Genomic DNA, 25,280 nt, shown 5'->3' on the forward strand with positions numbered 1-25,280 from the left:
CGGGCAGCCCCCCGTTTCTCTGAGCGCGAAATGGGGGGATCGTCCTTTTCATGCAGATTGTACAGTTCGCAGTTGGCCAGGAAGGCCTCTCGGCCTTCGCGTCACTGTGGGTGCAGCTCAGAACCCAGTGGGTCCGGGAAGGCGCCCAATGACTTGTTCGACTCGGCGAGCCAGGGTGAGCAGCTCACGGTCACGACCGGCGGCCGCATCGAGCTCGAGCCCGAGTGGAAGCCCTTCCGAGTGCAGTGCCATCGGAATGCTGATACCGGGCACGCCGGCGGAGCTCGACGGATGCGTGTTCCGGGACAGGAAGAGGTCCGTGAAGTCCTTGCCGCCGACTCGGAACTTCCACTGATTCTCGATACGAGGCGCTGCACACGGCGTGGTCGGGAAGAGCAGCGCATCGGCCTGTCCGAACGCAATCGCCGCAAGCCGGCGGCTCAGCTCTTTTCTGCCCACGTTAAGTGCGGCGAGGTACTTCTCATCGGACACGTAGCCTGCGCCGGAGGACACGACGAAGTGCGACCAGCCACTCATGATGTTCTCGCCCAACCCCGCATAGATCTGCTCGAAGGAAACGGGCAGCGCGTTGGCAGCGAGGAATCTGCGAACGGCGGGCATCGTCTCATGGAAGAAGATGGGCCACGTCGTGCTATCGGCAAGGGCAAGGAAGTCCTCCCCTAGATCGACCTCCACCAGCTCGGCTCCTGCGTCCTTAAGCTGTCGTAAGGTCTCGCGGAACGCGCGCTCCACCTCACCGTCCACGTCGGCCAGGTACTGCCGAGGCGCGTAGGCGAACTTGACGCCCTTCAGGTTGCCGCTTACGTCGGAGCTGTGGACAGGGCTCCTGGTGAGCACGGCGTCCACGAGCTCACAGTCTTCCACGCTGCGCGCCAGGAGACCCGTCGTGTCGAGGGTGTCGGATATCGGGGCCACGCCCTGGGCCGGCCAGCGGCCCGGCGTCGGCTTGTATCCCACCACACCACACAACGAGGCGGGAACACGGATCGAGCCGACAGTGTCGCCCCCGAGCGCAGCGGGAACGATGCGAGCAGCCACCGACGCGCCTGCCCCGCTGGAGGAGCCGCCCGTGACGTTGGCCTTGTTGTAGGGGTTCTTCACCTGGCCATGGTGTGCATTGAGCCCCGTCAGGCCGTACGACATCTCCACCAGGTTGTTCTTTCCGAAGATGATCGCCCCCGCATCTTTCACACCTGTAATCGCCTCAGCGTCCCGCGTCGGCTTGAAGGCGGCCAGCACGGAAGTGCCGACGGTGGTGGTCAGCCCCTTGGTCAGGTAGCTGTCCTTGACCGCCAGGGGCACGCCAAGCAAGGGAGCACTGCGTCCTGCTCGAAGCGATCGATCGGCTTGCCTTGCGGCCTCCAGCACTGAGGCGCCATCGATTGTGATGAACGCTTTCAAGTCGGCGTGCTCACGCGCTCGTTCCAGCAGCTTCCCGACATATGCCTCCGAGGAAATCTCCCCGTTTCGAATTGCACGTGCTGCAGCTGCGAGCCCGAGCTCGTGCAATTCACCGGCGCTGGCCGAACGCGTTGCGGCCATGAGTTCTCCAGTCTGACCGAAAGCCGCTGCGGCGGCCGCCCCAGGGAGCTGGCGTCGGTCGATCGCGAGCGTGCGCCCGGACTGGTCGGGGTTCTGGGCCGCAGATGGGGAGTGTTTTGAGCTCATTACTCTACCTTCGAATGTCGTATGCCCTGAGGGGGCGGATGGGAAGCAATGGATGTCTTTGACAGACCAAGGATAAGGGCCTAGGCTTTAGCTTGAATGACGAACTTCCCTCGTTTTAGGCCAACATGAAACGCGTCGGACTCGTGGTGTTCCCCGGCTTCCAGATCCTGGACATAGTGGCCATCTCGGTGTTCGAGATGGCCAACCTTGCTGCACCCAAGGCTGCCTATGACATCCATGTCGTCTCCGAAAGCGGCGGTGCGGTGAAAAGCTCGCTGGGCACGGCGGTTCACACGATTGTGCTGGATCCGAGCGTCTACGACACGCTCATCGTGGCCGGGGCGACCACGCCGCAGCCGTCGTCGCCCAAACTCCTGCGGGTGCTCTCGCGCGCGCTCGAGCCCACTCGGCGCATGGCCAGCATCTGCACCGGCGCCTTCGTCCTGGCCGAGGCCGGGATCCTGGAGGGCCGTCGCGTGACAACGCATTGGGCCCATGCGCGGGAGCTTCAGCGCCGCTATCCGTCGATCCGGGTCGAAGAAGACCGGATCTTCGTGCGCGACGGCACCGTCTGGACCTCGGCCGGCATGACCGCCTGCATCGACCTCGCGCTGGCGCTGGTGGAGGGCGACCTGGGCAGCGACGTGTCGGGAGCGGTCGCAAGACAGCTCGTCGTTCACCATCGCCGCTCGGGTGGGCAGTCCCAGTTCTCGGCGCTGTCGGAGCTGGAATCCAAGTCCGATCGCATCCAGGCGGCACTGACCTACGCCAAGAACCACCTGCGCGAAGACCTGTCGGTGGAGCGGCTCGCCCATGCCGTCCACATGAGCCAGCGCCACTTCAGCCGCGAGTTCCGGTTGAACACCGGTCAGTCTCCTGCGCGCGCCGTCGAGCGGCTGCGCGCGGAAACGGCTCGGATTCTTGTCGAGGCGGATCGACTCACGATCGAGCGCATCGCGAGTGAAACTGGCTTCTCCGACCCGGAGCGAATGAGGCGGGCGTTCCTGCGCGTCTTCGGCGAACCGCCCCAGGCGTTGAAGCGAGCGGCCCGCTCGCGACATGCAGCAGATTCGGCTCTGACGTGAACGGCTGACTGCCGGGGAATTGCGGTTGTGCGGATTGATGCGGGAACCGTAGTGAGGACGCGGGCGGGCACGAGTGGAGCGCGCGTCCACGTCCTCGGGCTCAGCTTTTATGTGAGTGCGCTTTCGCGCCCTTCTGGTCAGGTACGGTGAACTCCAGTGTCACCACCTGTCCTGGGAAGACGTTGTGGTTAGCGTCAACCAGCGAGATCTTCACCTTGTGCTGGCCGGGCGGCAGCCCGGCTATGTCGACGGTGTTGTCGTCGCTCGGATCCGCCCACCACCAGGGCAGGTCGTCGACCGTGATGTGCAGATGCCCGACACGTGGAGATACCTTGGCGGCCTCCGGCCCGAACACGGGTGCGATGCGCAAGTTCTCCACTCGGTACTGAGCCCAGAAGATGCCGTGGGCCAGCCCCTCGGGAAGCGGGGGATCCACGATCAACTTCGGGGCAGGTTCATTCTCGACCGCGACGTACGGCGAAGCGCCGCGGATGTCCTTCGCGCTCTGGGCGAAGGCGCTCGTGGCGAGCACGGTGCCAGCCGCGATTACGGCAAGCGTCTTTATAAGCATGATCATTGTAGTTTCTCGTTCAAAATTTGGATTGCGGTTGTGCGGATCAATGCGCGGTTCGAAGTGAAGACGCGGACGGGGCGCGAGTGGAGCGCGAGGGTCGTCCGCGTCCTCGAGCTCATCGCAGCGTCCTGAACGCCGCACGCATCTCTGCCGCGAAGAGCCCCGGGTACTCCCAGGCGGCAAAGTGACCTCCTCGGTCGACCTCGTTGAAGTAGACCAGGTTGGGAAAAGCCCGGCGGGCCCACGTCTGCGGGGCTCGATAGAGATCGTCGTCTGGGAACACCGTGATGGCCACCGGGAGCACGATCTCGTGGGTCTTCTGCGCGGCAGCACTGACAAGGTTCTCTTCGCGGTTCTCCCAGTAAAGCCGCGCTGCCGAGACCGCCGTGTTCGTCAGCCAGTACAGCGAGAAGTTGTCCAGCACGTCGTCTTTCGTCGGTGTCTGCTTCGGGTCCTTGCCGTACGCCCACTTTCCGAACCCGCCATGCACGAGCATCCACCCTGCGAGGCCAACCGGGGAGTCCGTCAGCCCGTAGCCGACGGCCTGTGGCCGCCAGCTCATCATGGTCAGGTAAGTCCAGCCCCCGTTCCTGGTGAAGTTTCTAAGGGCGTCAAATTCCGCGCGCTCCTTGTCGGAGAGTCCCGCCGGTGCGGGTCCGCCGCTGGCGAAGGCCTCGGCTGCGTCGGGAGGCAATACCGCCGGCAAGTTGGTGTGAATGCCGAGCAGTCCCGCCGGCGCCTGCAGCCCCATCCTCTCGACGACGCCCGCCCCCCAATCTCCGCCCTGCGCTACGTAGCGCGTGTATCCCAGCCGCTTCATGAGCACGTCCCACGCCCGGCCGATGCGATCCAATCCCCAGCCTGTCTCGGTCGGTCGCGACGAGAAGCCGAAGCCCGGCAGGGACGGAATCACGACGTCGAAGGCATCCTCCACCCGGCCGCCGTATCTGGTGGGGTCGGTGAGCGGGCCGATGAGCTTGATCTGCTCGAAGACCGAGCCCGGCCATCCGTGCGTGACGATGACCGGCAGCGCGTTCGGGTGGCGCGACTTGACGTGGATGAAGTGGATGTCGACCCCGTCGATCCTCGTCATGAACTGCGGGAAGGCGTTCAACCTCGCCTCGGCCTTGCGCCAGTTGTAATCAGTCGCCCAGTAGCGGACGAGTCCCTGAAGGTTCGCAAGCTGCGCGCCCTGCGACGGATCTGCGACAGTCTCCTTGTCTGGCCAGCGGGTCGCCGCGAGGCGGCGGCGGAGATCTGCGAGGTCGGCGTCGGGCACGTGCGCGCGGAAGGGGCGGATCGCCTCGTTGTCGGCCGCCTGGCGTGAGGCCAATGCCGCCGACACCGCGAGTCCGTCAGCGCTGGTCGCGGCGGCGCTGCGAGAGGCGAACGCGAATGGACTGACGAAAAGCGCGGCTGCCGAACCGGCAAGGAAGCTGCGCCGGCTGAACGGCGAGGACGCAGCTGTATCGGGAAGCGATGGAGCTAACTGGTCGCTTCCGGGCGGGTTCTGAGTCTTTGGGTGAGTCATGGACGTAGCTCCGCGGTGCTTAAAGAATCTCGAACCCCACGTCGACGTTGCCGCGAAGGGAGCGCGAGTATGGGCAGGTCTGGTGGGCGGTTTCCACCAGTTGCCTCTTCACGGCCGCATCCAGTCCCGGCAGGCTGACCTTCAGCGTCACGCCGAGGCCATAGTGGGCGCCGCCGTCGGTCTTGCCCAGCGACACTTCGGCGTCGATGGCCGCGTCCTTCGGCAGCTTGACACCCAACTGCTTGCCGGCGCTTTCGACGGCAACGATGAAGCAGGCTGAGTACCCGATGCCGAACAGCTGTTCGGGGTTGGTACCAGGCCGGCCGGAGCCGGGCGTGCTCAGCCTGACGTCGATGGCGCCGTCACTGGAACGGCCGGCGCCTTCGCGGCCGCCGGTGACGCGGGTATATGACGTGTAGAGCACTAGATCGAGCTTGTTGGGCATGATGATTTCCTTACATGGTTTGAGCAATGCTTCGTCGCCGAAGCGCATACATCGGTTCCGCTTTAATCGGGTGCGATGGACATGATGATAGGAGCCTGGGCTTTGGCTTGACGGACTAACTTCCCTCCTTTTATGCCAACATGAAGTGCGTCGGGCTCGGAAGTGTTTCCCGGCTTCCATAGGGTTCACACGGCGGCCGCCTCGGACTTCGAGATGTCCGACCTCACCTCTGGTATCGATGGCTCATGCAGCAGCGCTGCGCTGCGTGCTCGCCAATCCGTTCGCAGGCATCAAGGTGCGCGGGGCGATACGCGCGTCGTCGCTCGCGGCCACACGCGCGTTCTCGGACGGGGATTGGAAGGTTCTTCGACTGCAAAAAAAGAGCCCCGCGGCAAGCCGTTCGGGGCTTAAGCTCACTCAGCAGTGAGCATGGAGACAGCGGCTACCGACTTCCGGCATGCACGCTTTCACTATGCTGTACCTCCGGCAGATAACCAATGGCTTTGCACGAAGTCTCCCGTACTTTGAAACGGTTCCCTGGCCCACAGCCTGCCCGATGAAGTCATGGCGATGAGCACAGCGCCCTTGCTGACAACCGTCGTGGCGCGGCTATCGCTATCGCAATCGAATTTCAGGGTACGGAACACTGTATCGATCCGGCTGTGCCGCCTTGCGCCGTCGTCGTAGCATTGCCTCCAAAGCTGGGAGGAAGACAATGGCGGGGAACGCCCCAGCCAGGCGAGGCAACGACATGGCAACCAGCACCGGACACCAATCCACCGCGAGCGCAGCTTCCGAGCAAGCGCACGCAGTATTGCGAGACGTCGAGCGCCGGTGGAATGCCTCCGCACGGGAGTGGAATGTCGACGCGCTGACGTCCATGTATGCGCCTGAGGCGCTATTCTTCGGCGGCCGCCCAGGCCACGCCGTCGGCCAGCCGGAGATCCTGGCCTACTTCAGCTCGTATGCCGGAACGCTCCTTTCGGCATCCATGTCCCTTGTCGATCAAACCGTGATCGAACTCGGCACGGATATGCTGCTGGCGCAAGGGCACGCGAAATTCCGCTTCGTGCTCGCGGATGGACGCGAGACCTTCTCCGAACTAAGGACGACGTGGGTGCTTGTCAGGCGTCAAGGGGTATGGCAAATCCTTCAGCACCACTTTTCCCCGACACCTGAGGTGCCACCGATTCAGTAGCGGGCGGCCACCATCGAGAGAATCCGATGAACGAAGATCAAGCGCCCGGGCACGCCGATGGCACCGTGAGCAGCCAACTGTAACGCGACCCTCTTCCCAATCCCGCCTGTACCGCCGGTGACGATGGCGACCTTTCCTTCAAGACTTGTCACTTCGGGGACCCCCTATCCGTTGAGACGTTGATGGTTTCGAGCCAGATGCCCCTACGTTGGTCAGACGACCTTCGACGAGTACAGTGCCTCGAGCTGCTGCGCATTCATGCGCAGCCAGTCGCCCAGCACGCTCTCGGTGTGCTGACCCAGCCGGGGTGGCAGGCCAGCCTCCGGCTCGGGCGTCTCCGACATCTTGATCGGATTGCCCGCGACCTGGATGGCGCCCCATGCCGGGTCCTGCAGGGTCATCAGCATTTGGCGCGCGGCAACGTGCGGGCATTCGAAGACATCCGCAATGTCATTGACCGCGGAGGCCGGAACCCCGCCTTCGCGCAGTGCTTCGACGGCCTCGGCGCGGGTGCGCGTGGCCAGCCATGCGTCGATATGCGGGTTGAGCAAATCGCTGTTGGCACTGCGGGCCATACCGTCCTGGAAGCGCGCATCCTCCAGCAGGGCCGGCATGCCGATCACGTGGCAGAAGCGCTGCCAGATATGATCCCCCAGCACGGCGATGACGATATACCCGTCGCTGGCGCGGAAGGTGCCGAACGGCGCGGTCACGGCGTGCAGCCCGGGCGGCGCCGGCTGATGGAATGCGGAGTACATCGCCACCGAGATCTCGTTCTGCACCAGCGAGGCGTCATAGAGCGAAATGTCGACCTTCTTGCCCAACCCGGTTCGTTCGCGCTGGTAAAGAGCCAGCAGCGCCCCCTGTGCGGCAAGGATGCCGCCCTGCAGGTCGGTCATCGAGAATCCGAGGTAAGTCGGCCGGTCTCCCTGGCGCTCGGGCCGGTACATCAGCCCGCTCAGCGCCTGTCCGATGATGTCGAAGGCCGGGTAGTCCGTGTACGGGCTCGGCATCACATCTTCATGCCCGAACCCGGAGATTGCGACATAGATGAGGCGCGGGTTGTGCTCCCGCAGCGCGCTATAGCCAATGCCGAGACGGTCCATCACGCCGGGCCGCAGGTTCTCAAGGACGATGTCCGCCTCGCATGCCAGTTGCGTGAATATCCGCTTGCCTTCGGGATGCTTGAGGTCCAGCGTGACGCTCTTCTTGTTGCGGTTGTTGCGCAGGAAGGACAAGCTCTGCAAGGAGCCGTCCCCGGCGCTCTTCACCGGGGTGGTACTGCGCGCAAAATCCCCGCCGTCGCGCGACTCCACCTTGACGACCTCGGCACCGGCATCGGCGAGCCACATCGAGGCAAACGGTCCGGCAACAAAATTCTCGACCGCCAGGACTCGCACGCCGCTCAGGGGTCGCTCAGTTTTGTTCGTGGTGGCTGCGGCGGCAGCATTCGCGTTGGCGTTCATGGTTACTCGGGTTGGTCATGCATCTCGGCGAAGAGACGCGTCGTTTGCGGAACGTCGGTCATGTCTCTCCCCGTTGTGAAATGTCGCCTGGTCGTCAAGCCTTGGGCCGCCTGGCCAGGAACTCAAGGTCCGCGTTGTCGTAGCCGACTTCCCGCGCCGCCGACAATGGCGGCGGACGTTTGCCGTTGAACGACAGCGGCAAGCCGACGACAGCGAGCTCATCCTCTGACGGCTTGCCGATGATGCCCAGCGCCTCCGTCTGCGCGTGGTGCACCAGTTCCTCGGTCGTCTGGATCGGGGCGCACGGCAGCCCGGCGGCGCCCAGCCGCTCCTGCCAGCAGGCGCGCGGCTGCTCGGCCAGGCGCTCGCCGATCAGCCCGTCGATCAGGGCGCGGTTACGCAGGCGCCCCGCATTGGTGGCAAAGCGCTCGTCACGCGCCCATTCGGGCCGGTCCAGCGTCTCGCTAAGCCGGGCGAACAGCGCGTCGTTCGCGCAACTGATGATCAGATCACCGTCCGCAGTCGGGTAAGCGCGATGCGGCACGATAAAGGCGACGCCAGACCCATGGCGCGAGCCCGGCTCGCCGTCGGCGTTGTAGTTGGCGACGCCGATCGACATCCAGGCAATCGCGGTTTCCAGCAGCGAGCTGTGCACGGTCGCGCCCACGTGCTTCTTCTGCCGGCGCATCAGCGCCGCCAGGATGCCGATCACAGCCCACATGCCGGTGCCGAAATCGACGATCGAGACCCCGGCGCGCACCGGCGACTGGCCCTCCTCGCCGGTGATGCTCATGATCCCCGCGAAGGCCTGCATCAGCGGGTCATAGCCCGGCGCGGTATTTAGCGGGCCCTGGTGGCCGAAGGCGCCGACTTCGCAGCAGATCAGCTCCGGCTTGGTCACGCGCAGGCTGTCGGCATCGAGCCCGTACTGCGCCGCCGAACCGGGCCGCAGGTTGTGGAAGAAAACGTCGGCGCGCTCCGCGATCAGCTGGTGCAGCTTGGCCAGCTCGCCGGGGTCCTTGATGTCAAGGCTGATGAAGCGCTTGCCGCGGTTGATGGCATGGAAGGCCGCGCCGCTGCCCTTCCACTTGCTCGGTCCCCAGCCGCGCGCCGAATCCCCCGTTGGCCGCTCGATCTTCCAGACGTCCGCGCCGAGCGCTGCCAGGATCTGGCCGGCGAACGGCGCCGAAGCGCTGTCGCTCAGCTCGACCACCACCACACCGTCGAGAGGCAAGTCATGCATTGCTGATACGCTCCTTGGATTGATATGCGTTGTGTTGCATCTGCTTGGGTCGGATGCATGCGGGAAGAGTAGAGGCGAGCCGCCATCCGGCCAACTGGCCTTTTCCGAAGCGGCGATTCGGAGGGATCGAAACGGGAGCGCCGCCACGACCCGCCTGCTCAGGCGCGGCTGCGTTGTCCGCGGCCCCCAGGCCAGTGGCTTCATCAACGCGCCAAGCGACGTGACCATTCACAAAAAGTGCTGTTATAAACTCTTTTAGTTTGCCTCCCACCTTGGTTCATGCGGTTGCACCCCATAAAATGAAGTTGCGCCTTGGAAAGCGGCTTTGGTTTCTGCCGCATCAAAGGAGGATGTCATGGAACTTCATATGCAATCGCATCGCTACGCGCACCGGTGGCCGGACTGGCGTGCGGCGGCGCTGGCAGGCATCGTTGCCGGGGTGGTATTCCTCGTACTCGACCTGCTTGCGGCTATGTTGATGGGGGTCAGCGCCTGGAAACCGCTGACCATGATCGCCGCCGTCATGCTGGGCCCTGACGTGTTGACGCAAGCTGCCACCTTCCAGATGAGCGTGTTGGTCGCAGCCGTCGTGGTCCACTTCGTTCTCTCCGTCGTGTTCGCGCTGATCCTGGCGACGATCATGGCGCCCTTCCGCTTCGATTCGAGCGTCGGTATGGCCTCGCTGGTGGGAGCGCTTTTCGGTCTGGTCTTGTACCTGGTCAATTTCCACGGAATGACCGCGGCCTTCCCATGGTTTGCTGAAGCGCGAGGCTGGGTGACCGCCATTGCCCACATCGTGTTCGGCCTGGTCGCGGCCGACTCGTACCTGAAACTGGAGCGGCACGTAGACGAGCCCGCCGGCGGAGCTGGCGTCTCGACCGGTGCATAGGCAAGGAAGCCCGGAAACGAGCAGCGGCAAGACGTGCGATCCATGCAGAACGTCGCCTATCCCTATCAGCCCGTGCGTGAACGGGGCACCTTGACGTGCTTCCTGCTGGCCCTGCTCATGCACCTGCTGCTGGGTGCCCTGCTTTATTACGGCGTGCGTTGGCGCAGCGCGGCGCCGGAGGGCGTCACGGCCGAACTGTGGGAGGCCATCCCGGAAACGGCAATGACAGAGCCGCCAACCACCCCGGTGCCGAGCGCGAAGCCGGTCGAAGAGGAAGAGGCCGACATCTCGCTGCAGGAGAAACAGCGCAAGGCCGAGCGTGCCGCGCGAGAGGAAGCACAAGCGCTGCGCGAGAGCCGGGCCCGCGCAGAGGCTGAACGAAAGGAGGCACAGCGCAAGGCGGCGGAAGCGCAGCGCCAGGCCAGCACGGCCCAGCGCCAAAGCGAACTGGCACGGCTGCAGGCGCAGGCGCAGGCAGGCAGTGCCGGCTCCGGGGCCGGCACCGGCTCCGCCGCGAAGGCTTCGTCCGGGTATGCCGAGCGGGTGCGACAACGGGTCAAGCCGAACATCATCTTCAATGAAGAAGTCAGCGGCAATCCGGCAGCGGTAGTCGCCGTGCATATGGCGCCGGACGGCTCGGTGCTGTCGACGAGGCTCGCCAAGTCAAGCGGCAATACGGCCTGGGATAACGCTGTCCTCCGCGCGGTGTCGCGATCCGACCCGCTGCCGCGCGACGAAAACGGCGTCGCGCCGGCCAACATCTTGATTACCTTCTGGCCCAAGGACCTGCGCGGCTCGTAGTGCCCGCCGGGGCGACATCGCTGTCAGTCAGCGCAAAGTACCTGCCCCCATCGGGATGGCGCGATCCGAATCGCGCGCAGGTATGTTACGCCCTCCTCTCATTCGAACCCGGCCCGGTCGCAAACCATCTGGCGAACCACTTGGCCAGGAAGCAGGATTGCCAACGCCAAACTGCGCGCTCCGGTCCAGTACTGACCAGCACAATCTCGCGGCGATGCGTGGCTGGCACGATGCGTCCCTCGCTGGCGTTCTACAATACGCCCGAGCAAGTGGATCATTCATCTCTGTGATCCGCCGTTTCGCGGGCCCGCGCTGACTGGCGCGGCCTCCTGGTCACCACCCTCGCCCGCCGGCCTTGCCGGCAGGCTCTGGCGTTTTTTTCCATGAGCAATCTCTACCAGCAATCCGTACTCTCCGTTCACCACTGGACCGACACGCTGTTCAGCTTCACCTGCACGCGCGACCCGGCCTTTCGCTTCGAGAATGGCCAGTTCGCCATGCTCGGCCTGGAAGTCAATGGCCGTCCGCTGCTCCGGGCCTACAGCATTGCCAGCCCCAACTACGAAGACACCCTGGAATTCTTCAGCATCAAGGTGCCGGGCGGCCCGCTGACCTCGCGCCTGCAGCACCTGCGCGAGGGCGACCAGATTTTCGTCGGCAAGAAGCCGACCGGCACGCTGCTGGTCGACAACCTGCTGCCCGGCAAGACCCTCTGGCTGCTCGCCACCGGCACCGGCCTGGCGCCGTTCCTGTCGATCATCCGCGACCCTGAGGTGTATGAGCGCTACGACAAGATCGTGCTCACCCACACCTGCCGTTATGTCGAGGAACTGGCCTATCGCGAACTGCTTTCCCAGCATCTGCCGCAGCATGAATACCTGGGCGACCTGGTCCGCGAAAAGCTGGTCTATTTCCCCACGGTCACGCGCGAGGACTTTCACAATCGCGGCCGCATCACCGAACTGATCGAATCGGGCGAACTGTTCGCGCGGATCGATGTTCCTTCGTTCTCCATCGAAAACGACCGCGTCATGCTGTGCGGCAGCCCCGATATGCTCAAGGAAGTGCGGGGCCTGCTGGAGGCGCGCGGCTTCCTCGAAGGCAATATGAGCGAGCCGGGCCACTTCGTGCTGGAAAAGGCCTTTGTCGGCTGAGCGGCTGGCAGGGGCTGCGGCTGGGAAGCTGTCGGTCTTGCTACCCGCCCAGCGCCGCCAGGTTCAACGGATGTGAGTGGCCGATCCACATGGCGGCATCGCGATGATCGCGCAAGGCCTCACCCGTGTTCGGATGGAGAAATACATCCAGCATGCCGTGGTTCAGCGTCAGCCATTCGACAATGCCATTGAAGTGTGCGCGGTCGAACGCGAGCTGATACGACCACAGCGGATGGGGACCTACCGGGCGTTCATGGAAACGGCCTATCTGCGCTACGGCTCCGAAGCGTACCGCGATGACTTCCCTGAGCGCCCACGCCGCATCGCGGCTTGAAGCATCGAAGTACACATGCGCGTGCCAGTTGACGATTGCCGCTGGGTCGAGGCTGGTCATGGTGAGCTCGAGTGTGTGAATGCTGCAATTCTGCCTGCATTCACTCCGGTTGACGGCGGCGAGGTAAAAATCGCCCCGGCGGGCTGGGCCGGGGCGATCAGGCGGGTCAGTGCAGCTGGTGCTTCAGGTCGGAGAGTTCCGAATGCATCGAGGTAATTGCATCCTTGACCTTTGCGTCGAGCCCGCCGGCCTGTAGGCAAGCGCGCTCTGCACGATCACCGATGCGTTCGAGATCATCGACCCACTGCCGGATCCGATCGTCATCCTTGGACGACATGACTTTCGTTGCCGATTTGCATTCCTTATCGAGCTCATCCACCCAGTTCATCAAGTCTGTTGGAGTCGTCGCGTCGGCGTGGCAGGTCTGTGATGTCTCGCTGATGGTTTGCTGTAGATGAGTAAAACGCTTTTGGATTTCACTGGCTTGCAACATGATGCCCCCTTCTTGAACATCAGTTCCAGATGAATTCAGGCAGCAAGTGATGGTGTGTTGCCCGAGCCATCGTCATTCGCCCGCTTCAATCGGTTGCCAGCGACGTTGCATAGCGTCAAAGCGGCACCCGAGCACGCGAAAGACGCTTTTTTAGTGTAGGTCAGGATCGGTCGCCTGCTCCGATGTGTCCCCGGGGCCCGGGCGTCAGGCCTCGTCTGTCCGCACCACGCGGCCGCGCCTGGGCATTTCGGAATCGAGCACGAGGCGGCCATGGATGCGGCCGTTCATACGTGTCACGTAATGCGTGCACTCTTCCATATGGGCCGACATCAGGGAGCGTACCGTCTCCGCATCACGGTCGCGGGCAGCTGCGACGATGCGCTTGTGGAAAACCACGTTGGCCGCGCCAAAGCGCTCGTGCTCGCAGGCGGGCGTGTCGTTACCGAACACCACCAGCTGGCGGATCATTTCATTGATCAGTTCGCAGCAGAAGCGCAGCATCGGATTGGGATTGGCCGCCGCAAGAATGTCGTGGAAGGTCAGGTCTTCCTGCCGCTGGTCAAGCAGCGGGGTCGCGGCCGCGGCGGATGCCGGGTCGCAGAGATCGATCGTACGCTCCAGTGCCCGGAAGTCATCCTCCGTCAGGTGGGGAACCGCTCCCGCCGCGAGCTCGGGTTCGAGCAGGCGCCGCACGGTGTAGATATCCGCAATCCCCACGTCCTTGAAGAACAGGTAGTTCTGCATCAGCTGGAACGTGCGGTCCAGCGGCACTTCCACGATCGTGCCGCCGCCGGCCGGTCCGGTGGTGACGCTGATCAGCCCCTGCACCTCGAGTGATTTCAAGGCCTCGCGGATGGTGCTCTTGCTGACTGAGAACATCGCTTGCAGCTTGACTTCGTGCGGCAGCTTGTCCCCGGGGCGCAGGTTGCGCTGGGTGATCAGTCTCTTGAGTTCCTCCGCCACCAGGTCCGCGCGCTTCTGCTTGCGGATCTCGATGGCGCCACTCGTCCCCTCGCGAAACATCGCCATTGCCTCTTTCCTTGAAATTACTTGCGCACCGCAGGCAGTCCCCCCAATTGCGGCGCTCCCATTCTAGTGCCCTGCGTGCGCCGTTTTGAGGCGGACTATGCCGGTTGTCCAGCTGAACGCCATCCACCGAACGCCGCCAACGCGGGTGCGTAAACCCTGAGATCCCTTTTGTTGACAACGACTTTGGCCCACTCCTAAGATGATTCTATTCTATTTATCATGATAAATAGGATAAACAGGTTCGATTCTTGCTCGGCAAGTCGGCGCCGGGCGGAAATCACCGAATGCATGTCGGGGAGACGGTGGAGCGCCGGTGACACGGCGGGTCCCAGGCTTTCGCCCCGCGCAGCCCGATCCCCCACACACCGAGGAGTGAGCCTTGAATCGTCGTGACCTGCTGAAACTGGCGGCGCTGTCTGCCGTCCCTGCCTCCCTCATCCATGGCCGCAACGTGTTCGCAGCGGGCGAAGCGCTGGAATTCGGCTGCCCGGTGCCGATGTCCGGGGCCTTCGCGGCCAACGGCAAGTTCGCGGACCTGGGGATGAAGCTCGCCATCGAGCAGTACGGCCAGGTGCTGGGCCGGCCGCTGCGGTACAGCGTGCTGGACACCGAGGGCAAGCCGGCCACCGCCGTGCGCAAGGTGCAGGAACTGGCACAGCAGAAGACCGCGCGCTATTTCGCCGGCGGCATCCTGTCGTCCGAGTCGCTGGCCATGGGCAAGGAGGCCGAGAAATTCGGCGGCGTGTTCGTGACCACCGCCGGCGCCGACGAGATCACCGGCAAGGACTGCAACCGCGCGACATTCCGCTGGTCGGTGCCGACCTATGGCGCGATCGAGCGAACCGTGCGCCCGCTGATCGAATCGATGCCGAAGGCCAAGCGCTGGTACACCATCACGCCGCAATATGTGTTCGGCGACGGTCTGCTGTCCGCAGCCAAGACGATCTTCAAGGAAAAGGGCATCGAGCATGTCGGCAACAGCTACCACGCCCTCACCGAGAAAGAGTTCAGCGGCTACCTGACCAATGCGCTGGCAGCCAAGCCGGACGTGCTGCTGATCCTGAACTTCGGCTCGCAATCGTCCGACACCCTGCGCCAGGCCATCAGCTTCGGCATGAAGAAGAACACCACCATCCTGGTGGCGTGGGCATCGGGGCTGGAGCAGTTTGAATCGCTCGGCGCTGACCTGTGCGAAGGCGTTTATTTCGGGGCGCAGTACTGGCACGGCGTCGATACGCCGCTGAACCGCGAGCTGGTCAAGCGTGCCAATGACAAGTTCAAGGCCAATCCCAACTACAGCCTGGCCGGCTCGTACATCTGCACCAAGATCATGGTCGACGGCATGATCAAGGCCGGCAGCGCCGATCCGAAGGCGGTGGTCGCCGCGCTGGAAGGCATGAAATTCGAAGGCCTGACCGGGCCGGAAGAAATCCGCGCCGCCGACCACCAGGTGCTGAAGAACTACTACCTGCTCAAGGGCAAGGCCAAAGCGCGCATGAAGGACAAGGACGACTACGCCGAGGTGGTGAGCGTGGGCAAGGCGTTCCTGCCAGTCGACCAGACCCAATGCAAGATGGCCTGACTGGCCTGACTGGCCTCACGCGGGCGGGGCGCCCGCCCCGCTGACAAGGCACACCGAAGCACTACTGAAGCACCGCGCTGCGCAGCGACGCACGGCGCGGCGGCTTCCTTCATTCGCACGAACCCATGAACGTCTATCTGCTGCAGGTGATCAACGGCGTCGGGATCGGCATGCTCTACTTCCTGCTGGCTGTAGGGTTGTCGATCGTGTTCGGCCTCTTGCGTTTCGTCAACTTCGCGCACGGCGCGTTCTATGCGCTGGGCGCTTACCTCTGCTTTCAGGTGCTGCAGTTCGGGCTGAACTTCTGGGTGGCACTGATCGTCGCGCCGCTCGTGATTGGCGCGCTGGCATGGCTGACCGAGAAGGTCATGCTGCGTTACGTCTACGCGCAACCGCATGAATTCCATATCCTGGTCACGGTTGGCCTGGCCCTGGCCATCCAGGAACTCATCATCGTCGGCTGGGGACCGCTGGGCGTCGACGTGCCGCCGCCGGATGCGCTGCAGGGCGTGGTGATGTGGGGCGACTTCGTCTATCCGAAATACCGCCTGTTCGTCATCGGCTTCACCGGCCTGCTCGCGCTGGGCCTGTGGTGGCTGCTGGAAGGCACGCGGCTGGGCAGCGCCGTGCGCGCCGGCAGTGAATCCACCGAGATGGTGTCGCTGCTCGGCATCAATGTGTTCCGCCTGTTCAGCCTGATGTTCGCGCTGGGCGCGGCCACCGCTGCGATCGCCGGCGTGCTGGCGGCACCGATCCGCGGCGCGGAGCCCTTCATGGGCGTGGAGGCGCTGGGCGTGGCGTTCATCGTGGTCGTGGTGGGCGGCATGGGCAGCTTTACCGGGGCGCTGGTGGGCGGGTTGCTCGTCGGTATCGTGCAGAGCCTGATGAGTACGCTGTGGCCGGAAGGCGCGCGGCTGATGATCTATGTCGCCATGGCCGCGGTCCTGCTGCTGCGTCCGCATGGCCTGCTTGGGAGGGGATGATGGCATCGGGCAAACAATGGTTGGTGCGCTACCGCTTCTGGTGGCTCGCGCTGGGCGTCGCGCTGCTGTTGCCGCTGACGATGCGGTCCGGCACGCTCGCGACCGAGGTGCTGATCTATGCGATGGCGGCAATGGCCTGTAACCTGCTGCTCGGGTACACCGGGCTGCTGTCGTTCGGCCAGGGGATCTTCTTCGGGTTGGGCAGCTACGCGGTCGGGCTGGCGCTGACGCGTGCCGACCTGCCGATGCCGGTCGCCCTGCTGCTGGCGATCGTGGTCGGTGCGGCCGCCGCCGCCCTGGTCGGCTGGTTCTCGATTCGCCAGCGCGGCACGTACTTCGTGATGCTGACGCTGGCGTTCGCCCAGATGTTCTATTTCCTGGCCTACACCGCGCCCGCGATCACCGGCGGCGACAACGGCTTGCTCGACATCCCGCGTCCGCCGCTGTCGGTGGGCGGCAATGCCCTCCTCTCGCTGGCGTCGCCCTGGCAGTTCTATGGCTTCGTCGCCGTGTTGTTCCTGCTGGTGTTCTTCCTCGTGCTGCGCGTGACGGAGTCGGTGCTCGGCCGTACGCTGCTTGCGATCCGCGACAACGAGGAGCGCGCGCTTGCGGTAGGCTACAACATCCGGCTGTTCAAGCTGCTGGCCTTCATGATCTCCGGCGCCGTAACCGGCCTGGCCGGCGCGCTGCATGCCATGCTGACCGGCATCGCGCCGCTGACCAATATCGACTACCACGCCAGCGAGATGATCCTGGTCATGACCGTGATCGGCGGCACCAGCAATATCTTCGCCTCGGTGCTCGGTGCGGCCTTCTACGTGCTGCTGGCGGACTGGCTCTCCACGCTCTGGCCGCGCTGGCTGATGCTGCTCGGCTTCCTGCTGATCGCGGTCAGCCTGTTCATGCAGCGCGGGCTGTGGGGGCTGGGTGCCACCATCTCGGATCGCCTGCGCGGCGCGCGCCGCGCCCCAGTGACGCAGGAGGAACGCGCATGAGCACCCCGATTCTCGAAGCCACCGGCATCGTCAAGCAGTATGGCAAGTTCATGGCGCTGGGCGGGGTCGACCTGCGCGTGATGCCCGGCACCATCCACTCGGTGATCGGCCCCAACGGTGCCGGCAAGACCACGTTGTTCCACATGCTGACCGGCACGCGCGAGGTCAGCGCGGGCCGCATCGTGTTCGACGGCAAGGACGTCACCGCCGAAACCGACTACCAGCGGGTGCAGCGCGGCATTGCCCGCTCGTTCCAGGTCACCAGCCTCTTCCCCAGCCTGCCCGTGCGCGAAAACCTGCGGCTGGCCGCACTGGGCACGTCGCCGCGCAAGGCGATGAACGGGTGGCGGCTGCCGGCTGGCGACCTGGCTTGCGCCGAGGTGGTTGACCAGGTGCTCGAACGCCTGGAGCTGACCCGTGTCGCCGACAGTGCGGCGGGCGTGCTCTCGCACGGCCAGCAGCGGCGGCTCGAAGTCGGCATGGCGCTGGCCGCTCGCCCCCGGGCGATCTTCCTGGATGAGCCCACCTCGGGCATGGGCGTCGATGATCTCGGCGCGATGAAGCGGCTGATCCGCGGCCTCGCGCAGGACCACACGGTCGTGCTGATCGAACACAACATGGATATCGTCATGGACATCTCCGACACCATCACTGTGATGCAGCAGGGCAAGGTGCTGATGGAAGGCGCGCCCGCGGTCGTGCGCGGCGACCCGCGGGTGCGGGCCGCCTACCTCGGTAACATGATCACCGGGGGCCAGGGATGATGCTCGACGTACAGGACATCCATGGCTACTACGGCAAGAGCCATGTGCTGCAGGGCGTATCGCTGGCCGTTGGCGAAGGCGAACTGGTGACGCTGCTCGGGCGCAACGGCGCCGGCAAGTCGACCACGCTCAAGGCGATTGCCGGCATCGTCGCGCCGAAGGGACCAAAGGGCGGCGGCCGGGTCGTCTTTCGCGGCAAGGATGTCGCCGGCATGCCGCCGCACCGGATTGCCGCCGAAGGCTTGTGCTTCGTTCCCGAGCACCGCGGCATCTTCAAGCTGCTGACCGTCGAGGAGAACCTCAAGCTGGCCGCGCGCCGCGATTCGCCGTGGCAGCTCGATGACGTGTACTGCATTTTCCCGCGGCTGCGGGAGCGGCGCGGCAATGGCGGCGCGCAGCTTTCCGGCGGCGAACAGCAGATGCTCGCCATCGGCCGCGCGCTGATGAACCACCCTCGCCTGCTGATGCTCGACGAGCCGGTGGAAGGACTGGCCCCGGTGATCGTCGAAGAGATCGTGGCCCAGCTCAAGGTGATCAAGGCCGCGGGCGTGCCGATCCTGCTGGTCGAGCAGAACCTCCAGGTCTGCACGCAACTGGCCGACCGGCACGTGATCATCGAGCAAGGCCGGGTCGTCTACACCGGCAGCAATGACGCGTTCCGCGCCGATGAGGCGGTCAAGGACCGCTATCTCGGCGTGGGCCTGGCGGCCTGAACCCATCAAGCTGGCCGGCGCGCCGGCCGACCGACAAGAGAGATGCCATGACTACCATGCCAGCCACCCGTACGCCCCCAGCCTCTGCGGGAACACGGGACGACCTGCGTATCGACGGCGCACGCCTGTGGCACACGCTGATGCGCCTGGCCGAGATCGGCGCCACGCCCAAGGGCGGCGTATGCCGACTGGCGCTGACCGACCTCGATCGCCAGGGCCGCGATTTCTTTGTCGCCGAGGCCAAGGCCGCGGGATGCACGATCCGCGTCGATGCGATCGGTAATATCTTTGCGCGCCGTGCGGGGCGTGACGACACGCTGCCGCCGGTCATGACCGGCAGCCATATCGACACCCAGCCCACGGGCGGCAAGTTCGACGGCAACTACGGGGTGTTCGCCGGCATCGAAGTCGTGCGCACGCTGAACGATGCCGGCATCGTGACCGACGCGCCGATCGAGGTGGCGGTCTGGACCAATGAAGAAGGCTCACGCTTTGTCCCGGTCATGATGGGCTCCGGCGCCTTCATCGGCGAGTTCGCGCTGCCGGATCTGCTCGCGCAGCGCGACCGCGACGGCGTCTGCGTTGGCGACGCGCTGCAGGCCATTGACTATGCCGGTCCGGAGCCGATCGGCGGGCGGCCGCTGGGCGCCTACTTCGAAGCCCATATCGAGCAAGGTCCGGTGCTGGAGGCGAACGACACCACCATCGGCGTGGTGACCGGCGCTCTTGGCCAGCGCTGGTACGACGTGGTGCTGACCGGGATGGAAGCCCATGCCGGGCCGACGCCGATGAGCCTGCGCAAGGATGCGCTGCTCGCCGCAGCGGAGCTGGTCGGTATCGTGAACCGCATCGCGCTGGACCATCCCCCGCACGGCCGCGGCACGGTTGGCTGCCTTGAGGTGCATCCCGACTCGCGCAACGTCATCCCCGGCAAGGTCTCGATGACGGTCGACCTGCGCGCCGCCGACGACACCGTCCTGTCCGCCATGGACGCGGCCTTGCATGCCGCGACCGAAGCGCTGGCCGCGCGCAGCGGCATCGCCATCGACGTGCGCCAGGTGGTGTACTTCCCGCCGCAGCACTTTGACGACCGGCTGGTCGCGGCGGTGCGTGGGGGCGCACGGCGGCTCCGGCTCTCCGAAATGGACGTGATCAGCGGCGCCGGCCACGATGCGGTCTACCTGGCGCGCGTGGCGCCCGCGGCGATGATCTTCGTACCGTGCAAGGACGGCATCAGCCACAACGAGATCGAGGACGCCAGGCCCGAGCACCTCGAAGCCGGCTGCAATGTGCTGCTGCATGCCATGCTCGATGCGGCGACGCGGCCTTGAGCCGGTAGCAAGCGGACCCCGCGCATCCCTCACCTGAACGGACCTGCCAATGAAGATCCTGATTGCCCGCCTCAATCACGAAACCAACACCTTCTCCCCGGTGCCGACGCCGCTGGCGTCTTTCGATCCGCGCTACGGACAGGACGCCTATCGCGCCGCCAAGGGCACCCGCACCGCGGCGGCTGCGTTCATCGACCTGGCCGAGGCGGCGGGCGCGCAGATCGTGGTGCCGGTGATCGCGGGCGCCAACCCGAGTGGCCGCGTGGCGGCCGACGCCTACACGCACCTGAGCGACACCATCGTCTCGGCCGCCGCCGGCTGCGACGCCGTGATGCTCGACTTGCATGGCGCGATGGTGGCCGAGAACAGCGACGACGGCGAAGGCGACTTGCTCATGCGCCTGCGGCAGGTGCTGCCGGATGCCCCGGTCGCGGTGGCGCTGGACCTGCACGGCAACATCACCCAGGCACTGATCGACCATGCCGACATTGCGGTCAGCTTCAAGACCTACCCGCATGTGGACATGTACGAAACCGGGGAGCATGCGGGCAGGCTGCTGCTGGACATGATCGCGGGCCGCACACGGCCGGTGATGGCGTGGCGGCGTCCACCGCTGGTCACCCACACCTTGCGCAGCCGTACCGACGAAGGCGCGATGCAGCGCGCCGTAGCGCTGGCGCGCGAGGCAGAGCAGGAAGGCATGCTTGCCGTCTCGGTCCTGGCCGGCTTCGGCCTGGCCGACATTGCAGCGCCATGCCTGAGCGTGATCGTGGTGGGCGACGGCGACCAGGCCAGGGCCGACGCCGTGGCCGCGCGGATTGCCTCACTGGCCTGGGCCGAGCGCGATGGCTTCGGCTATCACGCCGAGCCGCTCGGCGATTCGATTGCGCGTGCGGCACGGCTTGCGGACGCTCCCGGCGAAGGGCCGGTCCTGCTGCTTGACCATGGCGACAACTGCATGTCCGGCGGCACCTGCGACAACATGGCAGTGCTTCACGAGGCCCTGGCACAGGGGTTGATCGGCATTGCGGTGGGGCCTGTCTGCGATCCGCAGGCAGTTGCGGCGCTGGTGGCAGCCGGCGTGGGCACCAGCATCACACTGCCGGTCGGCGACAAGGTACCGCTGCCCCAACTGGATGTGTTCCCGCAATCCAGGCTGCTGACCGGCAAGCTTGCCGCGATCAGCGACGGCGAGTATGTGATCAGCGGCCCGACCTACACCGGGCAGCGCATCCGCATGGGACGCACCGCCTTGCTGGATATCGGGGCGGCGCAGGTCATCGTGACGGAGACGCCGCAGGAGCACTGGGACCTTGGCATCTTCACCCATATCGGCATCGATCCGCTCAAGGCGCGCTTCCTGCTGCTCAAGTCCCGCATGTACTGCCGCCCGGTTTTCGTTCCGATCGCGAAAGCCGTGGTGGAATGTGATGGCGAAGGGGTCACCAGTTCCCGTTACGAGCGCTTCCCGTTCCGTCACGTCGCGCGCCCGGTCTATCCGCTGGATGCCGGCACGGCGTGGGGCACCTGATTGCGGGTATGGGTGCACGTCCCTGAGCAGGCTTGCCGCGGGCAATGACCGGCCAGCCGGTCTGCCCGCGGCAAGCGCGCCAGTCAACGGTAGCGCTCTGCCAGCTTCTCCAGCGCCACCGGCTTGATGCGCGAGGCCTGCCCGGCGCAGCCGAAGGCCTCGAAGCGCAGCTTCACCACGCCCTTCGCGCCCTTCTTGGCCGCCAGCAGCGCCTTGCGTGGATCGAACTCGCTGCGGTCCTCGGACAGGGCCTTGCGGATGGCCCCGGTCATGGCGAGGCGGATATCGGTGTCGATATTCACCTTGCGCACCCCGGTCTTGATGCCGCGCAGGATCTCCTCGACCGGCACGCCGTAGGTCTCCTTGATGTCGCCGCCGTACTGGCGGATGATCTCCAGCCATTCCTGCGGCACCGAGCTAGAGCCGTGCATCACCAGGTGCGTATCGGGAATCTGCTCGTGGATCTCACGGATGCGGTCCATCGCCAGGATGTCGCCAGTGGGCTTGCGCGAGAACTTGTAAGCGCCGTGGCTGGTGCCGATGGCAATGGCCAGCGCGTCCACGCCGGTACGGGCAACGAAGTCGCGCGCCTGCGCCGGGTCCGTCAGCATCATCTCGTGCGACAGCGTGCCGGCTGCGCCCACGCCGTCCTCTTCGCCAGCCTGGCCGGTTTCGAGCGAGCCCAGGCAGCCCAGTTCGCCCTCGACCGACACGCCGACCGCATGTGCCATCTCGCACACGCGCCGGGTGACGTCGACGTTGTAGTCGTAGTCGGACGGGGTCTTCATGTCTTCGCGAAGCGAGCCGTCCATCATCACGCTGGTGAAGCCGGAGCGGATCGAAGCCTGGCAGACCGCCGGGCTGGAGCCGTGGTCCTGGTGCAGCACGATGGGGATGTCCGGATGGGTCTCGGCGGCGGCCAGCACCATATGCCGCAGGTAAGCCTCGCCGGCATACTTGCGGGCCCCGGCCGAGGCCTGCAGGATGACCGGACTGTCGGTTTCCTCGGCCGCTTCCATGATGGCGTGGATCTGTTCGAGGTTGTTGACGTTGAAAGCCGGCACGCCGTAGCCGAACTCTCCCGCGTGGTCCAGCAACTGGCGCAAGGATATGAGTGACATGGTGAAGCTCCTTTACTCGATGGGGATTCGGTGAGGCCGGTTCAGGTGGCGGCGCGCTGCTCCAGCACGGCCAGTGCGGGCAGCGTCTTGCCTTCGAGAAACTCCAGGAAGGCGCCACCGCCGGTGGAGATATAGCCCACGCGGTCGGCGATGCCGTACTTGGCGATGGCAGCCAGCGTGTCGCCGCCACCGGCGATCGAGAAGGCCCTGGAATCGGCGATGGCCTGGGCCAGCACCCTGGTGCCGTTGCCGAACTGGTCGAACTCGAACACGCCCACCGGGCCGTTCCAGACGATGGTGCCGGCGGCCTTGAGCTGCCCGGCCAGTTGCGCGGCGGTCCTGGGACCGATGTCCAGGATCATGTCGTCGTCGGCCACGTCCTTGACGTCCTTGACGGTGGCCGCGGCGGTGGCGCTGAATTCCCTGGCGCACACCACGTCGACTGGGATCGGCACCGAGGCGCCGCGCCTGGCCATGATGTCGATGATGGCCCTGGCGTCGCCGACCAGGTCGGCTTCGGCCAGCGACTTGCCGATCTTCAGGCCGGCGGCCAGCATGAAGGTATTGGCGATGCCGCCGCCGACGATCAGGTTGTCGACCTTGTCGGCCAGCGACTTCAGGATGGTCAGCTTGGTCGAGACCTTGGAACCGGCCACGATCGCCACCAGCGGACGCGCCGGCTGGCCCAGCGCCTTGCCCAGCGCGTCGATCTCGGCGGCCAGCAGCGGGCCGGCGCAGGCGATCGGGGCGTACCTGGCGATGCCGTGGGTGGTGGCTTCGGCGCGGTGGGCGGTGCCGAAGGCGTCGTTGACGTAGACGTCGCACAGCCTGGCCATCTTCTGCGCCAGCTCGCCGCTGTTTATCTTCTCGCCCCGGTTCATGCGGCAGTTTTCCAGCAGCACCACCTGCCCGGGCGGGACCTGGAAGCCGCCCTCGGTCCAGCCGGACAGCAGCGGCACCTGGCGGCCGAGCAGCTCTGACAGGCGGCGGCCCACCGGCGCCAGGCTGTGGCGCGGGTCCGGCTCCCCTTCCTGCGGCCGGCCCAGGTGCGAGGTGACCATCACCGCAGCGCCCGCCTGCAGGCAGGCCGCGATGGCGGGCACGGAGGCACGGATGCGGGTGTCGTCGGTGATATGGCCCGCGGCATCCTGCGGGACGTTGAGGTCGGCGCGGATAAAGACCCGCTTGCCGGCCAGCCCGCCTGCGGCGAGCAGCGCGGACAGCGTGTGGGGCGCCGTGGGTTTCGGATGGGATAGGCTCATCATGGCAACCTGCTAGCGGGCATGGGCCAGCGCCACCGCGGTATCCAGCATGCGGTTGGAGAAGCCCCATTCGTTGTCATACCAGGCCGACACCTTGACCAGCGTGCCGTTGACCTTGGTCAGGGTGGCGTCGAAGGTCGAAGAGGCCGGGCTGTGGTTGAAGTCCACCGAGACCAGCGGCGCAGTGTTGTAGTCCAGGATGCCCTTGAGCTCGCCTTCGGCCGCGCTCTTCAGGATGCCGTTCACTTCCTCCACGGTGGTCGGCCGCGCCGCCACGAAGGACAGGTCCACCAGCGACACATTGATGGTCGGCACGCGCACGGCAAAGCCATCCAGCCGGCCGTCCAGCTCGGGCAGCACCAGCCCGACCGCGGCGGCGGCGCCGGTCCTGGTGGGGATCATCGACATGGTCGCCGACCGCGCCCGGCGCAGGTCTTCGTGGTAGACGTCGGTCAGCACCTGGTCGTTGGTATAGGCATGCACCGTGGTCATCAGGCCGTTCACCACGCCCAGCTGTTCATGCAGCGGCTTGACCAGCGGCGCCAGGCAGTTGGTGGTGCACGAGGCGTTGGAGATCACCGTGTCGCTCGCCTTCAGCACGCCGTGGTTCACGCCGTAGACGATGGTGGCGTCCACGTCCTTGCCACCGGGGGCGGAGATGATCACCTTCTTCGCGCCGGCCTTCAGGTGGGCCGATGCCTTGTCCTTGCTGGTGAAGAGCCCGGTGCATTCCATCACCACATCCACGCCCAGCTCGCCCCACGGCAGCTCGGCCGGGTTGCGCTGGGCCAGCACGCGGATCCGGTCGCCGTTGACGCGGAAGGCATCGCCGTCGACCGTGACCTCGCCCGGAAAGCGGCCGTGGACGGTGTCGTACCGGGTCAGGTGGGCATTGGTGCCGGCGTTGCCGAGGTCGTTGATGGCGACGATCTCGAGATCGTGCCGCTTGCCGCCTTCATAGTGGGCGCGCAGTACATTGCGGCCGATGCGCCCGTAGCCGTTGATGGCAACCTTGATGGTCATGATGTCTCCTTGTGCTTGTCTTGGTATCTTTTCCGGCGTTGGCC

At 65.4% G+C, this 25,280-nt stretch carries 24 protein-coding genes; 12 read left to right on the top strand and 12 right to left on the bottom strand.

Annotation, left to right across the window (positions count from 1 at the left end):
- Window positions 1-117: 117 nt before the first annotated feature.
- Window positions 118-1,563, bottom strand: coding sequence for an amidase family protein (locus ABNX08_RS26385; protein ID WP_041681783.1), 1,446 nt, complete (start codon window positions 1,561-1,563; stop codon window positions 118-120).
- A gap of 251 nt (window positions 1,564-1,814) precedes the next feature.
- Between ABNX08_RS26385 and ABNX08_RS26390 the strand changes: the two genes are divergently transcribed.
- Window positions 1,815-2,774, top strand: a complete 960-nt coding sequence (locus tag ABNX08_RS26390) for a GlxA family transcriptional regulator (protein ID WP_022538644.1) — start codon at window positions 1,815-1,817, stop codon at window positions 2,772-2,774.
- 100 nt (window positions 2,775-2,874) lie between these two features.
- Here the strand turns inward: ABNX08_RS26390 and ABNX08_RS26395 are convergent, their stop codons facing one another.
- The 3 genes from ABNX08_RS26395 to ABNX08_RS26405 form a co-directional block, all read right to left on the bottom strand.
- Entirely contained in the window at window positions 2,875-3,351 is a 477-nt protein-coding gene (locus tag ABNX08_RS26395; RefSeq protein WP_022538645.1) for a DUF6130 family protein, read from the bottom strand.
- A 112-nt stretch (window positions 3,352-3,463) separates the two neighbouring features.
- Window positions 3,464-4,879, bottom strand: coding sequence for an epoxide hydrolase family protein (locus tag ABNX08_RS26400; RefSeq protein WP_022538646.1), 1,416 nt, complete (start codon window positions 4,877-4,879; stop codon window positions 3,464-3,466).
- Window positions 4,880-4,898: 19 nt separating this feature from the next.
- Entirely contained in the window at window positions 4,899-5,324 is a 426-nt protein-coding gene (locus tag ABNX08_RS26405; RefSeq protein WP_041682079.1) for an organic hydroperoxide resistance protein, read from the bottom strand.
- 751 nt (window positions 5,325-6,075) lie between these two features.
- Between ABNX08_RS26405 and ABNX08_RS26410 the strand changes: the two genes are divergently transcribed.
- Window positions 6,076-6,522 (top strand): nuclear transport factor 2 family protein, encoded by a 447-nt coding sequence (locus tag ABNX08_RS26410; protein WP_349605926.1) that lies wholly within the window; start codon window positions 6,076-6,078, stop codon window positions 6,520-6,522.
- Window positions 6,523-6,734: 212 nt separating this feature from the next.
- Here the strand turns inward: ABNX08_RS26410 and ABNX08_RS26415 are convergent, their stop codons facing one another.
- Together ABNX08_RS26415 and ABNX08_RS26420 are read right to left on the bottom strand one after the other, a co-directional pair.
- Window positions 6,735-7,988 (bottom strand): CaiB/BaiF CoA-transferase family protein, encoded by a 1,254-nt coding sequence (locus tag ABNX08_RS26415; RefSeq protein ID WP_022538649.1) that lies wholly within the window; start codon window positions 7,986-7,988, stop codon window positions 6,735-6,737.
- Window positions 7,989-8,082: 94 nt separating this feature from the next.
- Window positions 8,083-9,231, bottom strand: a complete 1,149-nt coding sequence (locus ABNX08_RS26420; protein ID WP_022538650.1) for a CaiB/BaiF CoA-transferase family protein — start codon at window positions 9,229-9,231, stop codon at window positions 8,083-8,085.
- Between the two features lie 355 nt (window positions 9,232-9,586).
- Here ABNX08_RS26420 and ABNX08_RS26425 point away from each other — a divergent pair, with 355 nt between their 5' ends.
- The 3 genes from ABNX08_RS26425 to ABNX08_RS26435 all read left to right on the top strand — a co-directional run bounded on the left by ABNX08_RS26425 (window position 9,587) and on the right by ABNX08_RS26435 (window position 12,075).
- The gene (locus ABNX08_RS26425; protein WP_022538651.1) at window positions 9,587-10,120 is read left to right on the top strand and encodes a hypothetical protein; all 534 of its coding nucleotides are present in this window, start codon (window positions 9,587-9,589) and stop codon (window positions 10,118-10,120) included.
- Window positions 10,121-10,162: 42 nt separating this feature from the next.
- The gene (tolA, locus tag ABNX08_RS26430; RefSeq protein WP_022538652.1) at window positions 10,163-10,921 is read left to right on the top strand and encodes a cell envelope integrity protein TolA; all 759 of its coding nucleotides are present in this window, start codon (window positions 10,163-10,165) and stop codon (window positions 10,919-10,921) included.
- Window positions 10,922-11,304: 383 nt separating this feature from the next.
- Window positions 11,305-12,075: a ferredoxin--NADP reductase gene (locus ABNX08_RS26435; protein WP_022538653.1), complete on the top strand. Its 771-nt coding sequence runs from the start codon at window positions 11,305-11,307 to the stop codon at window positions 12,073-12,075.
- A 40-nt stretch (window positions 12,076-12,115) separates the two neighbouring features.
- On the opposite strand, the gene ABNX08_RS26440 is transcribed toward ABNX08_RS26435, so the two are convergent.
- The 3 genes from ABNX08_RS26440 to ABNX08_RS26450 all read right to left on the bottom strand — a co-directional run bounded on the left by ABNX08_RS26440 (window position 12,116) and on the right by ABNX08_RS26450 (window position 13,931).
- A complete protein-coding gene (locus ABNX08_RS26440; RefSeq protein WP_022538654.1) occupies window positions 12,116-12,469 on the bottom strand; it encodes a DOPA 4,5-dioxygenase family protein in 354 nt (117 codons plus the stop codon).
- Window positions 12,470-12,575: 106 nt separating this feature from the next.
- Window positions 12,576-12,902 carry a hypothetical protein gene (locus tag ABNX08_RS26445; RefSeq protein ID WP_022538655.1) on the bottom strand — a complete coding sequence of 109 codons (327 nt, stop codon included), beginning with the start codon at window positions 12,900-12,902 and terminating at the stop codon, window positions 12,576-12,578.
- A 204-nt stretch (window positions 12,903-13,106) separates the two neighbouring features.
- On the bottom strand, window positions 13,107-13,931 hold the full coding sequence (locus ABNX08_RS26450) for a FadR/GntR family transcriptional regulator (protein ID WP_022538656.1): 825 nt from the start codon (window positions 13,929-13,931) through the stop codon (window positions 13,107-13,109).
- Between the two features lie 379 nt (window positions 13,932-14,310).
- On the opposite strand from ABNX08_RS26450, the gene ABNX08_RS26455 reads away from it, so the two are divergent.
- The 7 genes from ABNX08_RS26455 (at window position 14,311) to ABNX08_RS26485 (ending at window position 21,830) form a co-directional block, all read left to right on the top strand.
- Window positions 14,311-15,513, top strand: coding sequence for an ABC transporter substrate-binding protein (locus tag ABNX08_RS26455; protein ID WP_022538657.1), 1,203 nt, complete (start codon window positions 14,311-14,313; stop codon window positions 15,511-15,513).
- A gap of 125 nt (window positions 15,514-15,638) precedes the next feature.
- Window positions 15,639-16,496: a branched-chain amino acid ABC transporter permease gene (locus ABNX08_RS26460; RefSeq protein ID WP_022538658.1), complete on the top strand. Its 858-nt coding sequence runs from the start codon at window positions 15,639-15,641 to the stop codon at window positions 16,494-16,496.
- Window positions 16,496-17,491: a branched-chain amino acid ABC transporter permease gene (locus ABNX08_RS26465; RefSeq protein WP_022538659.1), complete on the top strand. Its 996-nt coding sequence runs from the start codon at window positions 16,496-16,498 to the stop codon at window positions 17,489-17,491. Before ABNX08_RS26460 ends, ABNX08_RS26465 begins: the two co-directional genes overlap by 1 nt.
- A complete protein-coding gene (locus ABNX08_RS26470) occupies window positions 17,488-18,255 on the top strand; it encodes an ABC transporter ATP-binding protein (protein ID WP_022538660.1) in 768 nt (255 codons plus the stop codon). Before ABNX08_RS26465 ends, ABNX08_RS26470 begins: the two co-directional genes overlap by 4 nt.
- Window positions 18,252-18,968: an ABC transporter ATP-binding protein gene (locus ABNX08_RS26475; RefSeq protein ID WP_022538661.1), complete on the top strand. Its 717-nt coding sequence runs from the start codon at window positions 18,252-18,254 to the stop codon at window positions 18,966-18,968. Before ABNX08_RS26470 ends, ABNX08_RS26475 begins: the two co-directional genes overlap by 4 nt.
- Window positions 18,969-19,024: 56 nt before the next feature.
- Window positions 19,025-20,299, top strand: coding sequence for a Zn-dependent hydrolase (locus ABNX08_RS26480; RefSeq protein WP_051370019.1), 1,275 nt, complete (start codon window positions 19,025-19,027; stop codon window positions 20,297-20,299).
- 49 nt (window positions 20,300-20,348) lie between these two features.
- Window positions 20,349-21,830, top strand: coding sequence for a M81 family metallopeptidase (locus ABNX08_RS26485; protein ID WP_022538663.1), 1,482 nt, complete (start codon window positions 20,349-20,351; stop codon window positions 21,828-21,830).
- A gap of 83 nt (window positions 21,831-21,913) precedes the next feature.
- On the opposite strand, the gene fba is transcribed toward ABNX08_RS26485, so the two are convergent.
- From fba to gap, 3 genes are read right to left on the bottom strand one after another with little or no spacing between them, the layout of a single operon-like run.
- The gene (gene fba / locus ABNX08_RS26490) at window positions 21,914-22,951 is read right to left on the bottom strand and encodes a class II fructose-bisphosphate aldolase (protein WP_022538664.1); all 1,038 of its coding nucleotides are present in this window, start codon (window positions 22,949-22,951) and stop codon (window positions 21,914-21,916) included.
- Between the two features lie 41 nt (window positions 22,952-22,992).
- A complete protein-coding gene (locus ABNX08_RS26495) occupies window positions 22,993-24,216 on the bottom strand; it encodes a phosphoglycerate kinase (RefSeq protein WP_022538665.1) in 1,224 nt (407 codons plus the stop codon).
- A gap of 9 nt (window positions 24,217-24,225) precedes the next feature.
- Window positions 24,226-25,236, bottom strand: a complete 1,011-nt coding sequence (gene gap / locus ABNX08_RS26500; protein ID WP_022538666.1) for a type I glyceraldehyde-3-phosphate dehydrogenase — start codon at window positions 25,234-25,236, stop codon at window positions 24,226-24,228.
- Window positions 25,237-25,280 lie beyond the last annotated feature (44 nt).

The organism is Cupriavidus sp. DF5525 (assembly GCF_040149425.2).
Taxonomy (GTDB): Bacteria; Pseudomonadota; Gammaproteobacteria; order Burkholderiales; family Burkholderiaceae; genus Cupriavidus; species Cupriavidus pickettii_A.